Raw genomic sequence first — 21,143 nt, forward strand, 5'->3', positions numbered from 1 at the left:
GAGCGCCGTGAAAGACCTGGAGCAGGAGCTCGGCATCGACATCTTCGTCCGGTCGGCGCGGGGCATCGCGCTCTCCAGCGAAGGCGTCGAGTTTCTGTCGTACGCGCGGCAAGTCGTCGAGCAGGCGGAATTGCTCGAGCAACGGTACGTGCATAAGAAGCCTTCCAAGAAGCTGTGCGCGATCTCGACGCAGCATTACGCCTTCGCCGTCCAAGCGTTCGTCGCCCTGCTGAAGGAGCTCGACGCCAACGAGTACGAATGCACGCTGCGGGAGACGCGAACTTACGAGATTCTCGAAGACGTCCGCCATCTGCGGAGCGAGCTCGGCATCCTCTACTTGAGCGAGTTTAACCGCAAGGTGCTGCGGAAGCTGATGAAGGACCGGGGAGTTCGGTTCCATCCGCTGTTTACGGCGGACCCCCACGTGTTCATCAGCGCGGACCATCCGCTCGCTTCGAGGGACCTGATCGAGATCGAAGAACTGGACGACTATCCTTGCCTCGCGTTCGAGCAGGGCGAGTACAATTCGTTCTACTTTTCGGAAGAAATATTAAGCACGAACGTCTTCAAGAAGAAGATCGCGGTGAGCGACCGCGCCACGTTGTTCAACCTGCTCATCGGATTGAACGGGTACACGATCAGCTCGGGCGTGCTCAACAGCGACTTGAACGGAGATAGAATCGTATCGGTGCGGCTGCGCACGGACGAGACGATGCGAATCGGCTATATTACGAACGAGAGCGTGCAGATGAGCGGGTTGGCCGCGCGGTATATCGAAAAGCTGAAGGAGACGATCCGCGCCTTCGGCTTCGCGGTCGACGAAGAAGAGGATGCCCTCTGCTAAGAGAGCATTCTCTTCTTCTATAGAAGCCGCCTCGCTTCCCGCGCGGCGGCCACCATATTCCTCAGGGCGGCGCGGACTTCCTTCTCGCCTCTCGTCTTTAGCCCGCAGTCCGGGTTTACCCACAGCTTCGACGGGTCGATCCGTTCCGCGAGCGACAGGATGACCTCCCGCAGCTCCTCGACGCCGGGCACGCGCGGCGAATGAATGTCGTACACGCCCGGTCCGACCTCCGTCCGGAATCCGGAGCCGCGGAGCGGTTCGAGGACCGCAAGCGCGGAGCGCGACGCCTCGAGCGTGATCACGTCGGCGTCCATGTCGTCGATGTCCCGAATCATATCGGCGAATTCGCTATAGCACATATGGGTGTGGATTTGCGTGCTCGGCTGTACGCCGCTGTGCGTCAAGCGGAACGCGGGAATCGCCCAATCCAAATATTCGCTCCGCCAATCCGACGCCCGAAGCGGCAGCTTCTCCCGCAGCGCGGCCTCGTCGATCTGAATGATGCCGATGCCGTTCGCCTCCAGTTCCAGGACTTCCTCCCGGATGGCCAGCGCGAGCTGGAACGCCGTCTCTTGCAGCGGCACGTCCTCGCGCGGAAACGACCAGTTCAAGATCGTGACCGGCCCCGTCAGCATGCCCTTCACCGGCTTCCGCGTCAAGCGCTGGGCGTAAACGGCGTACTCGACCGTGATCGGCCCCGGCCGGGAGACGTCGCCCCAGACGATCGGCGGCTTGACGCAGCGCGTGCCGTACGATTGGACCCAGCCCTGCTCCGTGAACAGGAAGCCGTCCAGCCGCTCGCCGAAATACTCCACCATATCGTTCCGTTCGAATTCGCCGTGCACGAGCACGTCGAGGCCCAGCTCCTCCTGCAGCGCGACGCAGGCCGCGATCTTCTCCCGCAGGAACGCCTCATACTCCGCCTCGGAGACGCTCCCCCGCTTCGCCGCCGCCCGGGCCGCGCGCACGTCGGCGGTTTGCGGGAACGACCCGATCGTCGTCGTCGGCAGCGGCGGCAGCGCGAGCTTCTCCTTCTGAATCGCCCGCCGTTCGGCGAAGGCCGGCGATCGCGCGAAGTCCGCTTCGGCGAGGGCGGCCGTCTTCGCGCGGACGGCTTCGTTCGCGCCGCCGCGGGGGGCGGCGAAGAGGGCTGCATTTTCCAAGTAGGCTTCCGACGTCGTCGGATCGGGTTGCTCGACCAGCCGCCCGAGCTCCGCCAGCTCCCGCAGCTTCTCCTTCGCGAACGCGAGACGGCTCCTGCGGGCGTCGCCAAGCTCCCCTTCCTTCTCGACCGTATAAGGAACGTGCAGCAGCGAGCATGAGGCGCTCAGCACGACGTCGTTCGCGGACCGACGGAGCCGATTAAGAAGCCGTACGGTATCCTCGTACGAATTTCTCCAGACGTTCTTCCCGTTCACGACGCCGGCGAACAACGTCTTGCCGTCCGGGAAGCCGTGCCGCTCGAGCAGCTCCAGCGACTTCCGGCCTTCGACGAAGTCGAGGCCGACGCCGTCGAACGGGAGCGCCAGCAGATCCTCGTACGCGTCGCGCACGTCGCCGAAGTACGTCTGCGCCAGCACCTTGACGGTTCCTTTGGCCGGCAGAATTCGCTCGTACAGCGCGCGGAACAAGGCGAGATCCGCTTCCGTCAGATCCGTGACCAACGCCGGCTCGTCGAATTGCACCCACGCCGCCCCGAGCCGGCCGAACCGTTCCAAGATGTCTCCGTAAGCGCGCGCGATTCCCTCCGCGAAATGCGCCGGGCTCGCGCCTTCCGCGACGTTCGCGAGCTTCAGCAGCGTGAAGGCGCCGACGAGCGTCGGCTTCGTCTCGATGCCGAGCCGTCGCGCCTCCTCGAATTCGTCGAACGGCTTCGTCCCGACGAGACGAACGTCCGCCGCCGCCTCCACCTCCGGAACCAAGTAATGATAATTCGTGTTGAACCACTTCTTCATCGGGAGCGCCTTCGCGTCGCCGCCCTCGCCTTGATAGCCCCGCGCCATCGCATAATACGTCTCTAGCGGATCCAGCCCGAGCTCCCGATACCGCCGCGGGACCAGATTGAGCAGGCAAGCCAGATCGAGCACCCCGTCGTACAACGAGAAATCGTTGGACGGGATATAATCGATGCCTCGCTCCCGCTGTTCGCGCCAATGCGTCTCCCGCAGCCGGGAAGCCGCCTCGAGCAGCTCCTCCTTCGACAGCTCCCCTCGGAAATACCGCTCGGAAGCGAACTTCAGCTCCCGCCGCTCTCCGATTCTCGGATACCCTACTACCGATGTTTGCATAACCTCGACCCCTTCTCGCGCTCGTTTGAGCCCATTATAGGGTCGGGTCGCCGCCGCCGAATAACACGGAAATCCTATGAGGAGTTATAGCTTTTTCGTATAGAGCCGCCCGCGAGCTTATTCGTACGTATACACTTCCACGCGCAGCATGTCGGGGTCTAAGCCGAGCTTGACGCCGTACGCGCCTTCGTCCCCGTTCAGCACCCGGCCTCTCCGCCAGACGTCTCCCTCGAACCGCCCCCCCTCGATCCGCACGCCGGGCTTCGGCAGGAAGTCCGCCGCGTAGCCGTAGCCCGCACCTGATTCCGGGAAACCCGCTGAGGGATACGCCTGGACTTTTCAAGCCGATCCAAGAGTACGTCAACATCCCCCCGATCCAACTCGTCCAGAACAGTCGATGGATGTACCAAACCGGAACTTCCCATAGTGACGACCATCGAATAAAGAAGATTCTGAAGTACGGCCTGTAGACGTCTTGGGAGCTCGCTGCGCTTCATCAAGATGGAACAGAACTCCTTGATTCCTATTGTTCAGGAAAGCGTCTCGATAGATCCGCACGATACCGCCGAGTCGCCATACCGGGCGATGCGGCTGTTGCATGATCTCGTAGGCTTTAGGCCGGCTGCAGGAGCAGATGAACATGATGTGCTTTGCACTTAAAAGTGGTGGGAGATCCATAAATATTTAAGCCTCCCTACGGCTTTGGCCTTTACCAAGTCGGCGATAAGTATTTCTAACCCACGCAAAAATGTTTTGTTGGGAATCGGTTGACCAGCAAAGGTAGCGAGCTTCAAGTCGTTGGAAGCATTATCGTTTGAACTGGCCTGGACCCTCACATGACCATTTTCCCTTTGGCCCATTGCGCTTCATATTCCACGATTGTCTGACTCCTTTGCGGACTACCCATCGTTGTCCTGTCCCAAGGGACTTCATTTTATCGCTTTCGGTTTGTTCCTTTGAACGTCCAAGGTCACTTGAATGAGGTGGCTAATCGGTATTTTACCCATCCGGAGACGCCCGGCTGTCGTCGATAACGCTTCTAGCCCCTGACCCGTTTTCCATTTTCATGCATCTCCTCCTGTTTTTCCCTCATTGTAGCATGGAAGGACAGCTCTTCTTTCCGGCCCTACCCGTCCCTCCCGTCCGTCCCGGTAACAACCCGGCGTCTGGGTGAATACCCTATATCGATTCCAACACGAACACACGGAGGTATGTTATGCGTTTGCCCGCTGTCGATACCGGCCTGATGGCGAATCATCTCGAAAAGCACGAGGCGATCCTCGCCAAGCTGTCGCTATACCGTACCTTAGCGAAGGATGAAACGTATGATCGCATCGTCTCCGAGCAAATCCGCGTCATGCTCGATCACGTCCGGGCGATGCTCGAGCTGCTGGATCCCGAACGCCGGGAGCCCGTCCGTCTGAAGCCGATCGCGCATCGGTTCGCGGCGGCGCTGATGGCGGAGTGGCCGCTCGACTTCAAACAGCTGCTTGCGGAGACGCGCGCGACATCGCTAAACATGGCGCGGGAAAATTTCCTCTCGGCGCTGCAGATGCACCACCCGAACGCCAAGCGGGTGCACGTCGATATGGCGCTGCAGCAGGTGCATTTCGCCGAGCGCTACGGCGAGCTGATGCGCGCGCACGGCTGGGAGCAGCACCCGATGGCGTCGCCGGAGGAGCAGCGGGAGACGATCGCCCGCTTCGCCCACATGCTGCAGTAAACCGCAACAATAGGCATGGGCAGGTAAGCTAGGTTCGATCCGCCGAATCCGGCTTCGCGGTGGAGAACACGTACAGGAACAGCGCCTGCACCGGGATGATATAGTAGCTGAACGCCTCGGGGAACGCGACGATATAGCTTGTGTCCCGCGTAAAGAACGTGGAGACGTGAACGGCGATGCTCACGCAGAAGTACGCCAGCAGCACGCCGTACACCGCGCGGTGCGCGGCGGTCGGCAGCCGCGTCCGCTTCCATAGCGCCAAACCCATAACGCCCGCGAACGTCATCGGGACCGCGAGGACCATGTCGAAGACGGGGGTGAAGACCTTTTCTAAAAACAGCTCCCTTCCCAACAAAATCGCCGTCAAATGCAAATACATGCCCGTAATGAACACAGCCCTGCCCGACAAGTTCGTCAATCGGAACCAAAACGCAAGACCACCCATGAAAGCTCAGCCCCTTTTAATTTTGAATACTGTTTTAAACTATGTTTACACAAATCATAAGTTTGCAACATCGTGTTGTCAATAATTTTCCGAATACATAAAGGCTTTGACAGCTCTCGTCCGACATGGTAAATTTGTTTTGTTTAAAACATTGTTTACATGGGGTGGTGCGTTCTATGTCTAGTCGACGGTGGCTTCAAGCCGACGGCGTCTTCCTGACGGCCGTAGGCGTCGTTCAAGTCTTTCAGGAGTTTTTAGCGCATTTTGCGGGGAAGGGGATGCTCGCGGTCGCCTTCGAGCAATCCCCTTATACGATCGGCTTCGTCGAAGCGCATGCGTTGGCCGCGACCATCGGCTTCTTGCTCATTCGGTTTTCCGACGCGCCCGACGTCCGATTTTGGCATCTGTACGCCGTTCTCGTTCACGCCATCCTCGGCGGGGCCAATTTGTTGTTTTGGGACTCATTCCAAGTATTCGGCTTTACCGCAATGGGCATCGTCGCGACCGCGCTGCACGGGCTGTTTATTGTCGGCAACGCGGTGCGGTATGGTAAAGTGAAGGGAGGCGGACATGCCGCGTAAGGAGGAGGAGCAACTTGTCGCAGGCCAAGCAAGAAACCAAAGAGAAAATTCTCGACGCCGTCTTGGATTTAATTCGCAATGAGGGCTTTCAGCATGTGACCGTCCGCAAAATCGCGGAGCGGGCCGGGGTGAACGTCGCCTCGGTCAACTACCACTTCGGCTCGAAGGATCTGGCGGTGAACGCCGCGCTGTCCCGAATGACCGGAGATTTCCGCGCCGCGTTCGAAGCGCTCGAGGAAGAGGGGTACGACCCTAGGCGGCGCCTGGAAAACTTCTTGTTCTCATACGCGGACGCCGTTTCCAAATATCCGGACGTCATTAAAAACTTTATCGTTCAGAGCATCCAGGAGAATGCGGCGCAGAACGAATTCATCGCCTTCTTCCGTCAAGAGGGATTGGCCGCGCTGCAGAAGACGTTGCTCGAAATTACGCGGGAGGAGCAGCCGGAAAAGCTGGTGCGCGCAAAGATGCTGCAGCTGATCGCCGCCTCCGTCTTCCCCGCCTTGCTCGGACCCGCGTTCAAGAAAATTACCGGTTCGGACTATGCCGACAGCCGATACCGGAGAGAATACATCGCCTTGCTGCTCCGCGATCTATAGGCCGGGGCGGGAGCCGCGCGCCTTCATGCGCCGGACGACGTAACGCGCATCGTCGCCGACGCCCCGCAGCGTCGCGGACGCATGCGACCGCTGCCAGGGGATGCCGACGAAATACAGCCCCTCAACGCGCCGGCTGACCCCGTCGGCCTGCACGGGAAGCCCTTCCCCGTCCAAAGCGCCAAGCCCGCGCAAATAGTCCGCGCGATGCCGGTAGCCGGTCGCGAAGACGACCGCGTCGACCGCCTCCGCCGTGCCGTCCGCCCAGACGACCCCGTCGCTCCGGAACCGGACGAACATGTCCCGCCGGTCGGGGCGCCGGCTTTCGATCAAGGCGCGGTACGTCCCGTCGTCGAGCACGTCCGTGCCCGGCGCGCGGCGGAGCCAGCGGCCGATCGGAAGCCGGTCGAAGCCGACGGCGCGCACCCAGAAATGAACGTCGCGCCCGAGCACGCGCTGGGGCAGGAAACGGATCGGCCCCCGCGTCGCGAGGGTGACGTCCGCGGTCTGCGCCAGCTCGGCCGCGATCTGAACGGCGGAGTTGCCGGCGCCGACGACGACGACGCGGCGGCCTTCGAAGCCCGACGGCGACCGGTAGTCCTTCGAATGGAGGACGCGACCGGCATATGCTTCCCGGTCGGGAACGTCCGGCAGATAAGGATCGCGGAACGCTCCCGTGGCGGAGACCACGTTGCGGGCAACGTACCGGCTGCCCCTCTCCGTTCGCACGACGAACGCCCCGTCCGCGTGCTTCTCGACGGATACGACGGCTTCGTTCGTTACGACCGGGAAGCGGAACCGTTCCCGGTACGCCGTTAAATATTCGATGATCTCCCGCTTCCGCGGATACCGGTCCGGGTCTCCCGGGAACGGAAAGCCCGGAAGCGACGCATACCGCGCAGGCGAGAAGAGCGTTAAGCTGTCGTAATAGTCCGGCCACGAACCGGCCGCTTGCTTCCCCGCCTCCAAGACGACGTAACGAAGCCCCTCCCGCCGAAGATAGTAGGCCGTCGCAAGGCCGGCTTGCCCGCCCCCGATGACGACCGCGTCGTATAACGTTGTATTTTCCATAGCATCCGCTCACCTTTCGTTATTTCGTTATTTAACGATATGTATGGGGCGAAAAAGGCAACCCCTTCATTCGCAGTCGCAGCACCTTCCGAGGAACGCCGACAACGAATCGACCAGCGAGAGGATATTCTCCTTATTCGGACCGTACCTCACTTCCTTGCCCGCCTTCTCCGCGGTGAGCAAGCCCGCCCGCTTCAAAATCGCCAGCTGCTCCGACGCCGTGGACTGTCCGAGCCCGACCGCTTCCGCGATTTCGTTCACGGTCATCCGCTTCCCGCCGACGAACAGCAGCATGATCTGCTGCCGGTTTTCGCTGGACAACGCCTTGAAGAACGCCAGCAACCGCTCGTCCAAGCCGTTCACCCTCTTCGTAATATCGTTATTTAACGATATATTAACCTAACGCGTTCCTCCCGTCAACATCATTTCTTTACTTTACGTACATAATCAGATAATTATATAATGAATCATGAATGAAAAGGAGGTGCCGCGACCGGATGATGAAGCCCGTTCGGATTTACTTTCTCTGCATGCAGAACCGCTGCCGCAGCCAAATCGCCGAGGCGTACGCCAGACGGTACGGCGGGGCGAACGTCTCGGTCGAGAGCGCCGGCCTCGAGACGGACGACATTCACCCGTTGACGTACGAGGTCATGCGCGAAGAAGGCTTCGATCTGGCGACGCACCGCTCGAAGCCGATCGACATGAAGACGTTCCTCCACGCGAACGCGGTCGTCAAGCTGTGCGAGCAAGCGAAGGAGCGTTGTCCCGCGGTGCCCTTCGGCATCCAAAACTACCAATGGGATATTCCCGACCCGCTCCCGAGCGGCGATATCGCGGAGGTGCGCAAGGCGCGCGACGCCATCAAGGCGAAGGTGCTGGAGCTGCTTCGCACCTTGAACGTGCTCGAGGCCGATCACGGCGAAGCCGCGGCGGCCGGCTCGATCGAACACATGGCGAGCCTGTTCCGGCTCATCGGCGACAAGACGCGGCTCACGATCGTCGCGTTGCTTCGAGAGCGCGAGCTGTGCGTCTGCGAGCTCGTCGAGCTGCTCGGCACGAGCCAGCCGAACGTCAGCCAGCATCTGCGCAAGCTGAAGGACGCCGGCTTGCTGCGCGAAACCAAACGCGGGCAGTGGGTATACTACGCGTTATCCGTCGACGATCAGCCGCGGCTCCGCCCCGTGTTCGACAGCCTGCCTTCGGCCGGAGCATTGCTACAAACCTTAACGAAAGCAGCATGCAGTTAACTGGAGGCCTCGCCGCGACATGATTTGGATCGCCACGCTCATCTTTCTCGTCACCTTAACGTTCGTCATCTGGCAGCCCAAGGGGCTGAATATCGGCTGGTCCGCGTCCGCGGGCGCCGTCCTGGCGCTGCTGTTCCAGGTCGTCAGCCTGCAAGACGTCGCGACCGTTACCGGCATCGTCTGGAACGCGACGCTCGCCTTCGTCGCGATCATCATCTACTCGCTCGTGCTCGACGAGATCGGCTTCTTCGAATGGGCGGCGCTGCACATGGCCCGGGCGGCGCGCGGCGACGGCCGGCGCATGCTCGTCTACGTCGTGCTGCTCGGCGCCGGCGTCTCCGCCTTCTTCGCCAATGACGGCGCGGCGCTCATTCTGACGCCGATCGTGCTCGCGATGGTGCGAGCGCTGAAATTTCCCGACGCCATGGTCTTACCTTACATAATGGCCGGCGGCTTTATCGCCGACACCGCCTCCGTACCGCTCGTCGTAAGCAACCTGGTCAATATCGTGTCCGCAGATTACTTCGGCATCACATTCCTCGAGTATGCGAGCCGCATGGTCGTGCCGGGCCTCTTCTCGATCGCCGCGAGCCTCGGGGTTCTCTACCTGTTCTTCCGAAAACGCATCCCCGACCGCTACGACCTCGCGCAGCTGAAGGCGCCGGCCGACGCGATCAAAGACATGCGCATGTTCCGCTGGTCGTGGGTCATCCTCGGCGTCCTGCTCGTCGCATATTTGCTGAGCGGCTTCGTCGACGTGCCGGTATCGTTCGTCGCCGGCGCCGCGGCGCTCGCGTTCCTGCTGCTCGCCCGCGGGAGCAAGGCCGTCGACGCGAAGAAGCTCGTGAAGGACGCGCCGTGGGCGGTGGTCGTTTTCTCTATTGGGATGTATGTCGTCGTGTACGGGCTGCGCAACGTCGGCCTCACGGATATGCTGGGCAGCGTCATCCAAACGTTCGCGGACCGCGGCTTGTTCGCCGCGACGCTCGGCATGGGCTTCCTCGCCGCGCTGCTCTCGTCCGTCATGAACAATATGCCGACGGTCATGATCGACGCGCTCGCGATCGACGCGACGACGGCGACCGGCGCCGTCCGGGAGGCGCTCGCGTACGCCAACGTCATCGGTTCCGACCTCGGGCCGAAAATTACGCCGATCGGCTCGCTCGCGACGCTGCTTTGGCTGCATGTGTTGTCCCGCAAGGGCGTCAAGATTACGTGGGGGTATTACTTCCGGGTCGGCATCGTGCTGACGATTCCGACGCTCTTCGTCACCTTGGTCGGCTTGTATTTGTGGTTAATGCTCATAACTTAAGGAGGCTGTTACGAACATGTCCGAAACCGACAAACCCTTAGTGTACTTCCTCTGCACCGGCAACTCCTGCCGCAGCCAAATCGCCGACGGCTTCCTGAAGGCGCTCGGCGGCGACCGCTACGAAGTGAAGAGCGCCGGCCTCGAGGCGCACGGCCTCAATCCGCGCGCCGTCGCCATCATGAAGGAGGCCGGCATCGACATCTCGACGCATACGTCGGACGTCATCGACGAGGAGACGCTCGCGCGCGCCGATTACATCATTACGCTGTGCGGTCACGCGAACGACCATTGCCCGGTCGTCCGCAACGACAAGGCGGAGCGCTGGCACTGGGGCTTCGAGGACCCGGCGAAGGCGACCGGACCGGAGGAAGAAATTACGGCGAAGTTCCGCGAGGTGCGCGACGCGATCCGCGCCCGCATCGAAGCGTTCCTGCGCGACGGGAAATGATGTCATAAAAGAGGGGGTGCCCGCATCTGCGAGCGCCCCCTTATTCTTATTGTCCCGCTTTCATCGCTTCCAAGTACCGCTCGATGAACGCGAGCGCGTTGTCCGGCCGCTGCGCGTCGACGCGCAGGCCGACGATCATCTCCCGCTTCGCCGCGGGCAGCGCCTCGGCGAGCGGGCTCGCCCCGACGTCGATCCCGTACACATGCTCTTCGCCGAAGGCCGGCTCCGCGCTGCCAGGCGACGACTCTACGACCGCCGAGCGCATCGCGGCGCTTTCCGGGAGCAGGTCGCCCCAGGCCGCCGCCTCCGCATCCAACGGACGAAGGCCGCCGCTGCGAGCGATCCACTGGAACGAATCGGCGTCCATAATATAGACGTCCGGCCGCTCCGTCGCGAGCTGGACCATCGCCTTCTGCTGCATTGCGACGTCCATCGTGCTTTGCGCGCCCATGTCGAGCGGCAGCACGTCGGCCTCCACCCGCTGCCAGCCCGGCATCGAAGCGACGAGCGCCGCTTCCAGCCGCTCCGTCGCGTCGCCCTCCTGCGGCAAGTAAAACCGCCCGATGAACGACGCTTCGAGCTCGGGCGGCGGAAGCGCCGCGAGCCGCGCCTGCTCCGCGCGATGATCCATGTACGACGATATCCCGTATACGATCAGCAGCACGGCGGCGATGCTTCCGATGAGATGCCATTTATAATAACTCATGAAATGATCGATTTTCGCGGCATGTCCGGAGAACCGTTTGTACTTCCCGTATTGCTGCGCCTCGATCTCGCCGACGACCTTCTCGTCCTCGGTCTTTACGATCAGCTTATACGCCCGGTTGACCTCCTCGAAGCCGCCCTGCCGGCCTCCCCGCGACTTGCGAAGCAGCAGCTCGTACCGCTTCTCGACCTCTTCCCTCGGCGCGCCGTTCGTCAGCCCGAGGATTTCGTACGCTCTTTCCAATGTCAGTTCGTTCTCGTTCGTCTCGGTCATCTCGTCGTCACCTCATAATCTTCTACTCCCATTATACCGCGTTGGTTTCATCGTACAAATGATTAAAAAAAACACGCCCCGCGGCGAACCCGCCCGGGACGTGCTTGTGCTCTCGCGCGCCTTCTTCCGTCGGCTCGGCTCCGGCCTCATTCGCCGGGCGCCGGCTCGCCCCTGCGCGTCTCGCCCGCCTTGAAGACGATGATCCCCGCGACGACAACCGCCGCCCCGAGCAGTTTTACGGGGGACAGCGGGATGCGCTCCAGCCCGAGCCAGCCTTGCGCGTCGAACAGCAGCGCGAAGCCGAGCTGCGAAGCGAGCGCGATGGACACCGCGTAGGTCGGTCCCAGCCATCGAATGCCCTGAACCAGGCACAGCACGACCCCGACGCCGATCAAGCCGCTGAACCAATACCAAGGCTGCATGTCCGGCAGCGCGAACATGCGGCGGCCTTCCGCCAGCCATCCGAGCGCGAGCGACGCCGCGAAGCCGAAGCCCAAGACGAGCGCGATCGTCGGCCATGTGCCCGCGCGCTCGCTGACGCGGTGATTGAATACGTTTTGCAACCCGACCAGCGCCCCGGCGAGAATCGCCAGCGTCAATCCCGCCGTCATAAGCTTCGCTCCCCGAACGAAAGCGCGCGCAGCGCTTCCTTGTTTTTAACGATGACGCATTCCCGGCTCCGCTCGATCCAGCCCGCCTCGCAGAGCTTCCGCACGACCCGGTTCAGATGCCGGTGACTCGTGCCGATAAAGCTCGCCGCGTCCGCGAGCGCCGACGCCGGCAGTCGGCCTTCCGAGGCCGGCCCCGCCTCCTCGGCCGCGGCCAGCAAATAGCTGGCCAGCCGCACCTCGACGGGGTGCAACAGCTGAAAGCTTAACGAATTCGACTTCGTCGCAAATTTTTTCGTCACGATGTCGAGGAGGAAGCGCAGCAGCGGCGCGTGATCATCGCCGTACAATCGCAGCCACCGATGCTCGATGGCGAGCATGCGCACGGGCGTGACCGCCTCGACGGTATTAATGAAGTCGAGCCCGCGGACGAATTCGATATCCCCGATGACCTCGAGCGCCGAACAGAACGAGACGACGAGCGTCCGTCCTTCGGCGGAATGATGATACACCTTGACTTTCCCTTCGACGATGACGTAGAGGGCGCCCGCGGCGTCCCCTTGCGCGCAGACGAGCGCCCCCGGCGCCAGGTCGACCGGCGCGAAATGCGGCAGCAGCGGCTCGGGAAAGACCGCATCGAGCCCGTGCGCCTCCAGCGCTCGCTTCACGCGGATTATGCGTTGGTCCGTCGGCATGCCTTCGCACCTCCCTCGCCGCTCACAGGCTCAGCAACGCGATGCCGACCGTCATCAAGCCGAGCCCGAGAAACTGCGGCAGCCGCATCTTCCGTTTCGGCACGCCGAACCAGCCGTTGGCGTCGATCGCGAACGTCACCGCCAATTGGGCGATGAGCACCGCGGCGATCGACAGCGTCACGCCGATGCGCTCGATCGCCGAGACGTTCGCGTAAATAATGACGGCGGCCAACGCCCCGCCGAACAAATACGGCGGCTTCACCCGCTTGAACTCCCGCCACCCCCGGTCGCGGAACGCCAGCAGCAGCAGCAGCGCCGCGGCGAATCCCGTCCATTGGGTCAACGCCGCCGCTTGCCACGTTCCCGTATCTTGGCTGATGCGGGCGTTCGCCACCCCTTGCAGCGTTATGAACGCGCCGCCGAACAACGCGAACGCCCCGCCGATCCAATTCCCTCTCACGTTCCTTCGCCCCTCGTTCGATTCCTCGCTATATTTTACATCATAGCGATCGGAACGCGGAATGGAAGGACATATGTCCCGGACGCGCCGCGTTCGCCCTCACAACGAAACGAAAGACGGCCCCTCCGACCGGGAGGAGCCGCCTTGCGCCGTTGTTATTTCGTGCCGTCGAACAAGTTCGCGCCCGTATACAAATCGCCGACGTAGTATTCGTTATACTTGAACTCCGGCGAGCCGAGCGACTGGTACAGCTCGTTGTAGCCGTCCAGCACCTGCTGGCCGCCGCCCTTCAGCCACTCCTCGGCGAAGGCGTCGAATTGATCGAGGCTGCGCTGGCCCATGACGAACTCCGTATAATACTGGTCTACCTTCGTATCGAGATCCTTCTTGATCGCGACGAGCTCCGGCTGCGGCGGCATAAAGAACACCGGATCGACGTCTTCCTTCGCGGCGTTGCGCTCGACCGGATAGTAATATTCCGCCCACTCGGCCATTACGCCGTACATGTTGTACCACTCGTTCGGATCGGCCAGCTGCTTGAAGTAGACGGACCACGCGATGTTAAGTCCTTCTTCCGTCGGCACCATGCGCTCGCCTTCCATCGTGTAATGCTCGCCCTCGATGCCGTAGTTCGTGATTTTCTGCGTCTCCGGCTTGAGCAGAAACTCGATGAATTCGACGGCGGCCTTGACGTCCTTCGTTCCTTTCGCGATCGCGGCGGACGGTCCGACCGGGAAGTACGCTCTCGCGTACGACGGCTTGCCGTCGACGCCTGTCGGGAAGTCCATGAATTTCACGTCGGCGCCGGCTTCCGCCATCGTCGGGATGATCGTCTTGGACGGCCACGGGTACGGCAGCACGAACAAGCCGATCTTGCCGCCGGTGAACATCTCCTGAAGACTCTGCTCGTTCAGCATCGCGAAATCCTTCGGAAGCATGCCGTCTTTATACAGCTGATTCATGTACGTCAGGAACTGCTTCGCTTGCGGGCTGATCGGGTTGTAGACGACCTTGCCGTCGCGCAGCGCGAATTCCGTCGGGATGCCGAACATGCCCATGAACGGGGAGAAGGTGGAGCTGTGCGGCGTGCCGCTGACGCCGATCGGAACGACGCCACGATCCTTGAACGACTTCAGCAGCGCGTTGAACTCCTCGAACGTCTTCGGCTGTTGCGCGAAGCCGTCCTCGACCATCCAATCCTTGCGAACGAGGAACGCCGTCGCCTGCGCCGCGATCGCGTCCGGCGTCAGAATGCCGTAACGCTTCCCGTCGATCGTCGCCGCGGAATGCAGCTCGGGGTACAGGTTCTCGAGCGACGTCCCCTTGAGGTGTTCGTCCAACGGCTCGAGCACGTCCTGATGCACGAGGTTCGCGAGCCACTCGGTGCCGCCCTTGATAATGATGCCGGTCGCCTCGCCCGAGACGAGCATCGCGTTCAGCTTCTCGTCGCCGCCCTCGAGCGGAAGAATTTCCAGCTCGACGTCGAAGCCGCTCTCTCGTTCCCAATACTCCATAATGAAGTTGTCGTCCTTGGTGACGCCCGCCGGAAATTCCTGCACGTTGCCGCCGACGATAATTTTGACCTGCTTGCGCTCGCCGCCTTCCCCGTTCGAGGAAGCGCCGCCGCCGCCGGAGCAAGCCGCGAGCATGGACAAGGTCAGAAGCGAGGCGAGGGCCGTTTTCCATTTTCGATTCATTGTACTGTCCCCTTCTTATAGAGATTTTAGTATTGCCGATGATTCAGATTGCCGCGCTACCCCTTGATCCCGCCGATCAACACCCCCTTGACGAAGTATTTTTGAAGGAACGGATATACGAGCAAAATCGGGAAAATCGTGAAAATGACGGCCGCGCCCTGCACGGACAACAGCGCATGCTCATGAGCGACGTAGACGGTCATGATCGAGCCGTTGGAGGAGTTGATCAAATTTTTCAGCACGATTTGCATCGTGTAGAGCTCCGGCGAGTTGATGTACATCAGAACGTCGAACCAGCTGTTCCACCGGAAAACCGCGTAAAACAACGTAATGGTCGCGAGCACCGGCTTCGACAGCGGCACGATGATGTGCAGCAGCACCTGCCAGTTCGACGCGCCGTCCAGCTTCGCGGATTCCTCGAAATCCATCGGCACGGAGCGGAAGAACGACATTAGGATGATCACGTTGAAGGCGCTGATCATATGCGGAATGAGCAAACCCCAGAACGTATCGAGCAGGCCGAGCGTCTTGACGACGAGGTACGTCGGAATGAGGCCGCCGTTGAACAGCATCGTAAAGACGATCATGAGCGAGAAGAAGCGGGCGCCCTTGAGATACCGCCGCGAGAGCGGATACGCCGTCAACACCGACATGACGAGCGCCAGCGACGTGAACGACAGCGTCGCCGCGACCGTGACGAAGAAGGCGCGCTGGAAGGCGAAGTTGCCGAAGACGAACTCGACGGCGCCGGTCGTAAAGCCTTTCGGCCACAGCAGCACCTCCCCCGCCTGCACGAAGCCCTCGCTGCTGAAGGAGATCGCGAGCAGCCGGACGAACGGCAAGATGCATAGCAGCGTAGCGACGATCAGCAGGACGTAGGATACGATCGTAACGATCGTCTCTTGCCGGTCGCGGGTTACCATATCGAGTCCCCTCCCATTTTCCGAGCCAGACGATTTGCGCTATAGACGAGCAAGAACGAGACGACCGATTGGAACAGCCCCACCGCGGTCGTGTAGCTGAGCCGCAGCTGTCCGAGGCCGACCCGGTAGACGTAGGTCTGAATGACGTCCGCGACGCCGTAGACGGCCGGGCTGTACATGAGCAGGATTTGCTCGAAGTCGGCGTTGATGAGGCTGCCCATGCTCAGAATGAGCAGCAGCGTCATCGTCGGCTGAATGCCCGGCAGCGAAATATGCCACATCTGCCGCAGCTTCGAAGCGCCGTCGATGCGGGCGGCCTCGTACAGATGCGTGTCGATGCCGGTCAGCGCCGCGAGGTAGAGGATCGTGCCCCAGCCGGCGCCCTTCCAAATATCCGAGGCGACGAGCATCGTCCGGAACGAGGAGCTGTCGCTTAGGAACGCGATCGGCTCGAAGCCGAGAAGCTTCAGGAAGTCGTTCAAGATGCCGGTGTCGAACGAGAAGATGCTGATCATCAGCGTCGCGACGACCGCCCAAGACAAGAAGTGCGGCAAGTAGACGACCGATTGGATGAATCGGAGCGCGAGGCGGTGCCGGATTTCGTTCATCGCCAGCGCCAGAATGATCGGCACCGGGAAGCCGAACAGCAGCTTGTAGAAGCTGATCAGCACCGTGTTTCGCAAAATCGTGTAGAAGTAAGGATCTTGGAACAGCGCCGCGAAGTGCTTGAATCCGACGAAAGCGCTTCCGAAGATCCCCTGACCGATTTTGAAATCCTGGAATGCGATAAAAATCCAAGCCATCGGAAAATAGGAGAACACGAGAAAAAACAAAATGCCGGGCGCGAGCATGACGTACAAATCGACGTTCTTTAGCGCTTTCAATGTAAGGCCCCCTGTCTGCCGAGCAAAACTCCATCGTCCGCATCGCGAACACTCGATAATATTGTATGTTATTATATTATGTCGTGTAATAGTTATTGTCAATACATAATTATCGTTTGCAAATATTTATATCGGAGTGGTTGTTATATTCTATCGTTATGGACGCGGCAAAATAATAAAAAGCTCGTCCGACGACGCTGCAGAAAACAACGCCCGGGCCGAGCTTTATGACAAAATATGCAGCTATTTTCTCCCCCACTATCACATGTAAGCGCATTCTTGCAAAATCTACATTTATTTCAAGGCGCAGGTCGCTTCTTGCGGCCGAATACCTGTATGTCTGCACTTAATAAGCGCTTTCATCCTGCCGCAAAGAAAAAATAACTGCACGTTTCGCAACAAAAAAGGCATGCCCCGGCGATTCCGCCTGAGACATGCCTTTCTGCTCGTTCTTCCGGTTTCGCTCCTGTTACTCGCCCTTCTTCCCCGTTTGCAACGCCAAATACCCGCCGATCGCGACCCAGGACAAGCCGAACGGGACGGCCGCCCACGACGTCACGAATTGGTCGTTGAACAATACCATCGAGACGGCGCCTACCCATAGCAGCGCCTTGACCCACGCCGGCACGTCGCGGGATCGCGTCAGCCGCGCGGCGAATCCAAGCGAGCCGATCATCGCGAGGACGAAGCCCAAGGGCTGCAGCGGATCGAATTGCACGCTCATATCCATATCGCTTCGCACGAGCGTGCCGACCCCATACAAGAGACTCCCTGCCGCCGCCGCGACGTACGCGCCTGTCGTCCAGCGTCCGGGCGCGCGGAGCGACGCGTATACCCCCGTCATGCCGACCGTGACGAGCGCCATGCCGAGCCCGAGCCGCGTCATGAACGAATGCGTGTCCCGATAGACGCCCGCTCCCGGATCGCCCGGCGGCATCAGCGAGATGTGCGCTCCGGTCCACGCCCAGATCGCCCCCCCGGCAATAGCCGCGAGCGCCGCAAGCCGCAGCCATGTTCGTTTGTTCATTGTTCCTTCCTCCTCTCCGCGTAACCGAGACCCGACCAACCGAGCGCAAAGAGCGTCTGTCCCGCCACCATGGAGAAGACTTCCGCTTCCGGTACGAGCGCGCCTTGGAGGAACGGCGTCAGCACGATGACGCCCGCGGACGCCGCGATCAAGCCGTACCAGCGTCCGCCTCCCGCGGCGAACGAACCGGCGGCGCCGGCGAAGGACAGGACGAAGCCCGGGAACAGCAGCAGCAAGCCGTAAGGCGCCGATCGGCCGAACAAGAACGTCTCGGCCGCAAAGTACGACGCAATCAAGACGAGTCCGGCGATCGAGCAAGCGGCCCACCCTCTTCGACGAACGAATCCGGCGGCCAAGACGCCGCCGATGCACAAGAGGGGCAGCGCGAACCGGATCCAATCGGTCGGGTCTGTCGGCGCATATCCCTGATCGACGCCCCGGCCGAGCGCGAGCGTGTCGTACAGCGTCTTGCCGGCCCACAACAGGCCGCCTGCGACGGCGCTCGCGCCGAAGGCCGCCGCGGCGGACGAGGCGGGGCCGGCGGGGTCTTTCCGACCGATAGGCAAGTTTTCATTCACGAATATGCGCCTCCCGCATGCGAATTCATACGAATCATTATAAGTCGCCGCGGGACGGAAGGAATCAAGAAGATGCGAAGAAAACATCAAGATGTTATGGGGTTTGCGGATTTCTGCGCAACGAAGAGAGACTCCGGGATCGCTCCCGGAGCCTCTTTTTCCGTACTTTTCTTACAACACCCGCCGCGCCGTCACGTACGCGTCTTCCCAAAACCCGCGGTCGAGCGCGTTCTTGCCGACTTTGTTCGAAGGCGAGCTGTGAATGAAGTCGCCCGAACCGATATAGATGCCGACGTGGTTAATTTTTCCGTTGTCGTTCGTATCGAAGAAGACGAGATCGCCCGGCTTCAGCTTCGACTTCGACACGCGGTATCCTTCCCGCGCTTGCGAACGGCTCGTGCGCGGCAGATCGTACCCATGCTTTCGATTGAATACCTGCTGTACGAAGGCCGAACAATCGGAGTAGCGATACCTCGTATTCCAAGGCTCTGCGCCGTATTTGTATCTGAAATCGCCAAGGTACGACTTCGCCGTCGCCACGATTCTGGTCCCCGTTGTCGCCGCCGATGCCGGCTGCGGGACGACTACGGCAAACCCGAGTAGACAAGCGAATAGAAGCAATGTAAACTGTTTCATTTCCTTTATCCCCCCCGCAACCTAGGATAACGCACCCAGTTGCAGAGGTGAACCCCTCAAATGTTGGCGGGATTTCCAACGCGCCCGTTTACGGCTGCGCGGCCGGCGTCTCGTTGTCCGGATCGGACGGCGTGTTTGTCGCATTGTACGCCGGGCTATTCACCGCCAGCTGGCTTTGCCGTTATTTTTCCCATAGGGATGGTCCGTAATTCGTCGGACGCAAAGCCACCCATCAATCGAAGAAAATCGACGTCGTGCTTGAACAACAGCGGCACGATTACTTATACGCAAGCTCTCGCGCGGCGCTCCTTACGGCAGCAAGCCGGCCATCTCCAGCAGCGTCAATACCACCTCGAACACGATAAGGAACACGATGATCCACTCGACGAACAAGCCGCGCATCGAATGGCTGATCGTCGAGAAGCCCTCCATAATGTGATAGAGCGTCTCGGTCTTGCTTTTCATAATTTTGTACCGGTCGTTCAGCTCGAAGAACTCGCTCATCTTCTCGTAAAAGTCGCTCGCCGCCCCGCTCGTCCACGTCACGTCCGGCTTATCCAAAATCATAATGTACGCGAGCGTGTTGTACTCGTGTCTGACGATGCGCGCGGTCGTTCGAGCCAGTTCCTTATTGCCGACGCGAAGCTTTCCCTTCTCGAGCCGGTCGATGACCGTCTCCAGTTTATCCGTAATTTTGCCGAGCTCCTCCTCGGTCCGCTCCAGCGCGACCGACTTCGCCAGCGTCGTCGAGATGAGCTCCGGATAAAACGACTCGTAGGCCGGCACGACGACGGACTCGTCCGTCAACCGGACGCCTTCGGCTCCCTCCTCGACGTGGAGGCGGTAGTCGTCCGCGTATTTATTCACGTGGCGTACGTCCACCGCGGGATCGATCGCGTGGAGGTAGTTCAGGAACGTCTTGATTTCGCCGGGCAGGTCGATATCGACGAACACAACGCTGCCGAACGCAAAGACGAGCGCCGCCTGCGTCGGCTGCACGGGCTTACGCAAAATCGCGCCGAGCGTCTCGCCCCGCAGCGCGAGCGGCTGCTCCCACGTAAATTTCTTCGGTATGCCGCAGCGGGTCGCGATTCGATTCAGGTCGATCTCGTTGGCGACGGCGAACGCTTTGAAGGTGACGGCTTGCATATGGTTCACTCGCTTCGATGGATGGGGTCAAAGAACATTAATTCATTGATGCCCAAAAGCGAACTCATCCAATCGTTGCAGGGGAGATATTGTAGACGGCTTGCATCTACCCTTCGCGAACGTCGTTAGGCGTACGACATTTCTTTCTTGCCGGCCTGCACCACTCGCCCTCGTCCGTGCGGAATGCACAGCGGCGTACCGAACAACGGATCGACGGCAATCTCGCATTCCATCCGAAAGACGCGGCGTACCAGCTCTTTCGTGACGATGTCCTCCGGCTTCCCCTGCGCGTAGACCGCACGGTTGTGCAGAGCGACCATATGGTGCGCGTAACGAGCGGCTAAATTCAAGTCGTGCAGCACCATGACAATCGTTCGCTGCTCCCTCTCGTTCAACTCGAACAAGAGATCCAGAATCTCGATCTGATGCGTAACGTCCAGGTATGTCGTCGGTTCGTCCAACAGCAGCACTTCCGTCTCCTGCGCAAGCGTCATCGCGATCCAAGCCCGTTGACGCTGCCCGCCGGAGAGCGCGTCGACCGGGCGATCGGCGAGCTCCTTCATCCCCGTCACCTCGAGCGCTTTGTCGACCGACCGTTCGTCTTCTTTGGACCAACGGCGCATTAGATTTTGATAAGGATACCGCCCCTGCTTCACCAATTGAAATACGGTCAAGCCCTCCGGAGCGACCGGCCCTTGAGGGAGAATGGCGAGCTTCTTCGCCACTTCCTTCGTCGGAATTTCCATGATCTCCTTGCCGTCAAGCAAAATCGACCCTTGCTGCGGCTTCAGAAGACGAGCCATGGAACGAAGCAATGTCGACTTTCCGCAGCCGTTGCTTCCTACGAAGACAGTGATTTTTCCTCTCGGGATGACGAGATTCAAGTCGCGAATAATCGGTTCGCTCCCATAGGATAACGTTAACGCTTGCGCTTCCACGGATTTCATCC

General features: G+C 60.6%; 23 protein-coding genes and 1 pseudogene. 7 read left to right on the forward strand and 17 right to left on the reverse strand.

The window, feature by feature from the left end:
• Positions 1-844: LysR family transcriptional regulator (locus tag VEZ38_RS19545; RefSeq protein WP_324896532.1), on the forward strand; the 844-nt coding region annotated here is incomplete at its 5' end.
• Between the two features lie 17 nt (positions 845-861).
• Here VEZ38_RS19545 and metE read toward each other — a convergent pair.
• Together metE and VEZ38_RS19555 are read right to left on the reverse strand one after the other, a co-directional pair.
• Complete coding sequence (metE, locus tag VEZ38_RS19550; protein WP_324896534.1) at positions 862-3,132, reverse strand: 5-methyltetrahydropteroyltriglutamate--homocysteine S-methyltransferase; 2,271 nt, start codon at positions 3,130-3,132, stop codon at positions 862-864.
• 117 nt (positions 3,133-3,249) lie between these two features.
• Positions 3,250-3,414: pseudogene (locus tag VEZ38_RS19555) on the reverse strand (DUF5597 domain-containing protein); the annotation flags it as partial.
• Between the two features lie 934 nt (positions 3,415-4,348).
• On the opposite strand from VEZ38_RS19555, the gene VEZ38_RS19560 reads away from it, so the two are divergent.
• The gene (locus VEZ38_RS19560) at positions 4,349-4,855 is read left to right on the forward strand and encodes a hypothetical protein (RefSeq protein WP_324896536.1); all 507 of its coding nucleotides are present in this window, start codon (positions 4,349-4,351) and stop codon (positions 4,853-4,855) included.
• Between the two features lie 28 nt (positions 4,856-4,883).
• On the opposite strand, the gene VEZ38_RS19565 is transcribed toward VEZ38_RS19560, so the two are convergent.
• Positions 4,884-5,300, reverse strand: a complete 417-nt coding sequence (locus VEZ38_RS19565) for a hypothetical protein (protein ID WP_324896538.1) — start codon at positions 5,298-5,300, stop codon at positions 4,884-4,886.
• A gap of 176 nt (positions 5,301-5,476) precedes the next feature.
• On the opposite strand from VEZ38_RS19565, the gene VEZ38_RS19570 reads away from it, so the two are divergent.
• Positions 5,477-5,881, forward strand: a complete 405-nt coding sequence (locus VEZ38_RS19570; protein WP_324896540.1) for a hypothetical protein — start codon at positions 5,477-5,479, stop codon at positions 5,879-5,881.
• A 14-nt stretch (positions 5,882-5,895) separates the two neighbouring features.
• Positions 5,896-6,480 carry a TetR/AcrR family transcriptional regulator gene (locus VEZ38_RS19575; protein WP_324896542.1) on the forward strand — a complete coding sequence of 195 codons (585 nt, stop codon included), beginning with the start codon at positions 5,896-5,898 and terminating at the stop codon, positions 6,478-6,480.
• Here the strand turns inward: VEZ38_RS19575 and VEZ38_RS19580 are convergent.
• Together VEZ38_RS19580 and VEZ38_RS19585 are read right to left on the reverse strand one after the other, a co-directional pair.
• Positions 6,475-7,548, reverse strand: a complete 1,074-nt coding sequence (locus VEZ38_RS19580) for an NAD(P)/FAD-dependent oxidoreductase (protein WP_324896543.1) — start codon at positions 7,546-7,548, stop codon at positions 6,475-6,477. The two genes, VEZ38_RS19575 and VEZ38_RS19580, sit on opposite strands and share 6 nt — an antisense overlap.
• Before the next feature lie 66 nt (positions 7,549-7,614).
• Positions 7,615-7,902, reverse strand: a complete 288-nt coding sequence (locus VEZ38_RS19585) for a metalloregulator ArsR/SmtB family transcription factor (RefSeq protein ID WP_324896545.1) — start codon at positions 7,900-7,902, stop codon at positions 7,615-7,617.
• A gap of 143 nt (positions 7,903-8,045) precedes the next feature.
• On the opposite strand from VEZ38_RS19585, the gene VEZ38_RS20670 reads away from it, so the two are divergent.
• The 3 genes from VEZ38_RS20670 to arsC are packed head-to-tail and all read left to right on the forward strand — an operon-like array spanning position 8,046 to position 10,558.
• Positions 8,046-8,798, forward strand: a complete 753-nt coding sequence (locus VEZ38_RS20670) for a metalloregulator ArsR/SmtB family transcription factor (protein ID WP_414694743.1) — start codon at positions 8,046-8,048, stop codon at positions 8,796-8,798.
• A gap of 19 nt (positions 8,799-8,817) precedes the next feature.
• Positions 8,818-10,110 (forward strand): arsenic transporter, encoded by a 1,293-nt coding sequence (locus tag VEZ38_RS19600; protein WP_324896547.1) that lies wholly within the window; start codon positions 8,818-8,820, stop codon positions 10,108-10,110.
• A 16-nt stretch (positions 10,111-10,126) separates the two neighbouring features.
• Positions 10,127-10,558 (forward strand): arsenate reductase (thioredoxin), encoded by a 432-nt coding sequence (gene arsC / locus VEZ38_RS19605; protein ID WP_324896548.1) that lies wholly within the window; start codon positions 10,127-10,129, stop codon positions 10,556-10,558.
• A 46-nt stretch (positions 10,559-10,604) separates the two neighbouring features.
• Here arsC and VEZ38_RS19610 read toward each other — a convergent pair whose 3' ends face one another.
• The 12 genes from VEZ38_RS19610 to VEZ38_RS19665 all read right to left on the reverse strand — a co-directional run bounded on the left by VEZ38_RS19610 (position 10,605) and on the right by VEZ38_RS19665 (position 21,141).
• Positions 10,605-11,537, reverse strand: a complete 933-nt coding sequence (locus VEZ38_RS19610; RefSeq protein WP_324896550.1) for a J domain-containing protein — start codon at positions 11,535-11,537, stop codon at positions 10,605-10,607.
• 146 nt (positions 11,538-11,683) lie between these two features.
• Positions 11,684-12,148, reverse strand: a complete 465-nt coding sequence (locus VEZ38_RS19615) for a DMT family transporter (protein WP_324896552.1) — start codon at positions 12,146-12,148, stop codon at positions 11,684-11,686.
• On the reverse strand, positions 12,145-12,840 hold the full coding sequence (locus VEZ38_RS19620) for a Crp/Fnr family transcriptional regulator (RefSeq protein ID WP_324896554.1): 696 nt from the start codon (positions 12,838-12,840) through the stop codon (positions 12,145-12,147). The genes VEZ38_RS19615 and VEZ38_RS19620 overlap by 4 nt, the downstream gene beginning before the upstream one ends.
• Positions 12,841-12,862: 22 nt before the next feature.
• Entirely contained in the window at positions 12,863-13,300 is a 438-nt protein-coding gene (locus VEZ38_RS19625; RefSeq protein ID WP_324896556.1) for a DMT family transporter, read from the reverse strand.
• A gap of 155 nt (positions 13,301-13,455) precedes the next feature.
• Positions 13,456-14,997, reverse strand: a complete 1,542-nt coding sequence (locus VEZ38_RS19630; RefSeq protein WP_324896558.1) for an extracellular solute-binding protein — start codon at positions 14,995-14,997, stop codon at positions 13,456-13,458.
• Between the two features lie 56 nt (positions 14,998-15,053).
• On the reverse strand, positions 15,054-15,920 hold the full coding sequence (locus tag VEZ38_RS19635) for a carbohydrate ABC transporter permease (protein ID WP_324896559.1): 867 nt from the start codon (positions 15,918-15,920) through the stop codon (positions 15,054-15,056).
• Positions 15,914-16,804, reverse strand: coding sequence for an ABC transporter permease (locus VEZ38_RS19640; protein WP_324896560.1), 891 nt, complete (start codon positions 16,802-16,804; stop codon positions 15,914-15,916). Before VEZ38_RS19640 ends, VEZ38_RS19635 begins: the two co-directional genes overlap by 7 nt.
• Before the next feature lie 469 nt (positions 16,805-17,273).
• Entirely contained in the window at positions 17,274-17,831 is a 558-nt protein-coding gene (locus VEZ38_RS19645; protein WP_324896561.1) for a hypothetical protein, read from the reverse strand.
• On the reverse strand, positions 17,828-18,409 hold the full coding sequence (locus tag VEZ38_RS19650; protein WP_324896562.1) for a hypothetical protein: 582 nt from the start codon (positions 18,407-18,409) through the stop codon (positions 17,828-17,830). The genes VEZ38_RS19645 and VEZ38_RS19650 overlap by 4 nt, the downstream gene beginning before the upstream one ends.
• Positions 18,410-18,580: 171 nt before the next feature.
• Positions 18,581-19,045 (reverse strand): C40 family peptidase, encoded by a 465-nt coding sequence (locus VEZ38_RS19655; RefSeq protein WP_324896563.1) that lies wholly within the window; start codon positions 19,043-19,045, stop codon positions 18,581-18,583.
• A gap of 309 nt (positions 19,046-19,354) precedes the next feature.
• Entirely contained in the window at positions 19,355-20,194 is an 840-nt protein-coding gene (locus tag VEZ38_RS19660) for an RMD1 family protein (protein WP_324896564.1), read from the reverse strand.
• Positions 20,195-20,319: 125 nt separating this feature from the next.
• Positions 20,320-21,141, reverse strand: a complete 822-nt coding sequence (locus tag VEZ38_RS19665) for an ABC transporter ATP-binding protein (RefSeq protein ID WP_324896565.1) — start codon at positions 21,139-21,141, stop codon at positions 20,320-20,322.
• Between the last annotated feature and the right edge of the window lie 2 nt (positions 21,142-21,143).

The sequence above is a fragment of the Paenibacillus sp. genome (genome assembly GCF_035645235.1).
Classification (GTDB): Bacteria; Bacillota; Bacilli; order Paenibacillales; family YIM-B00363; genus Paenibacillus_AE.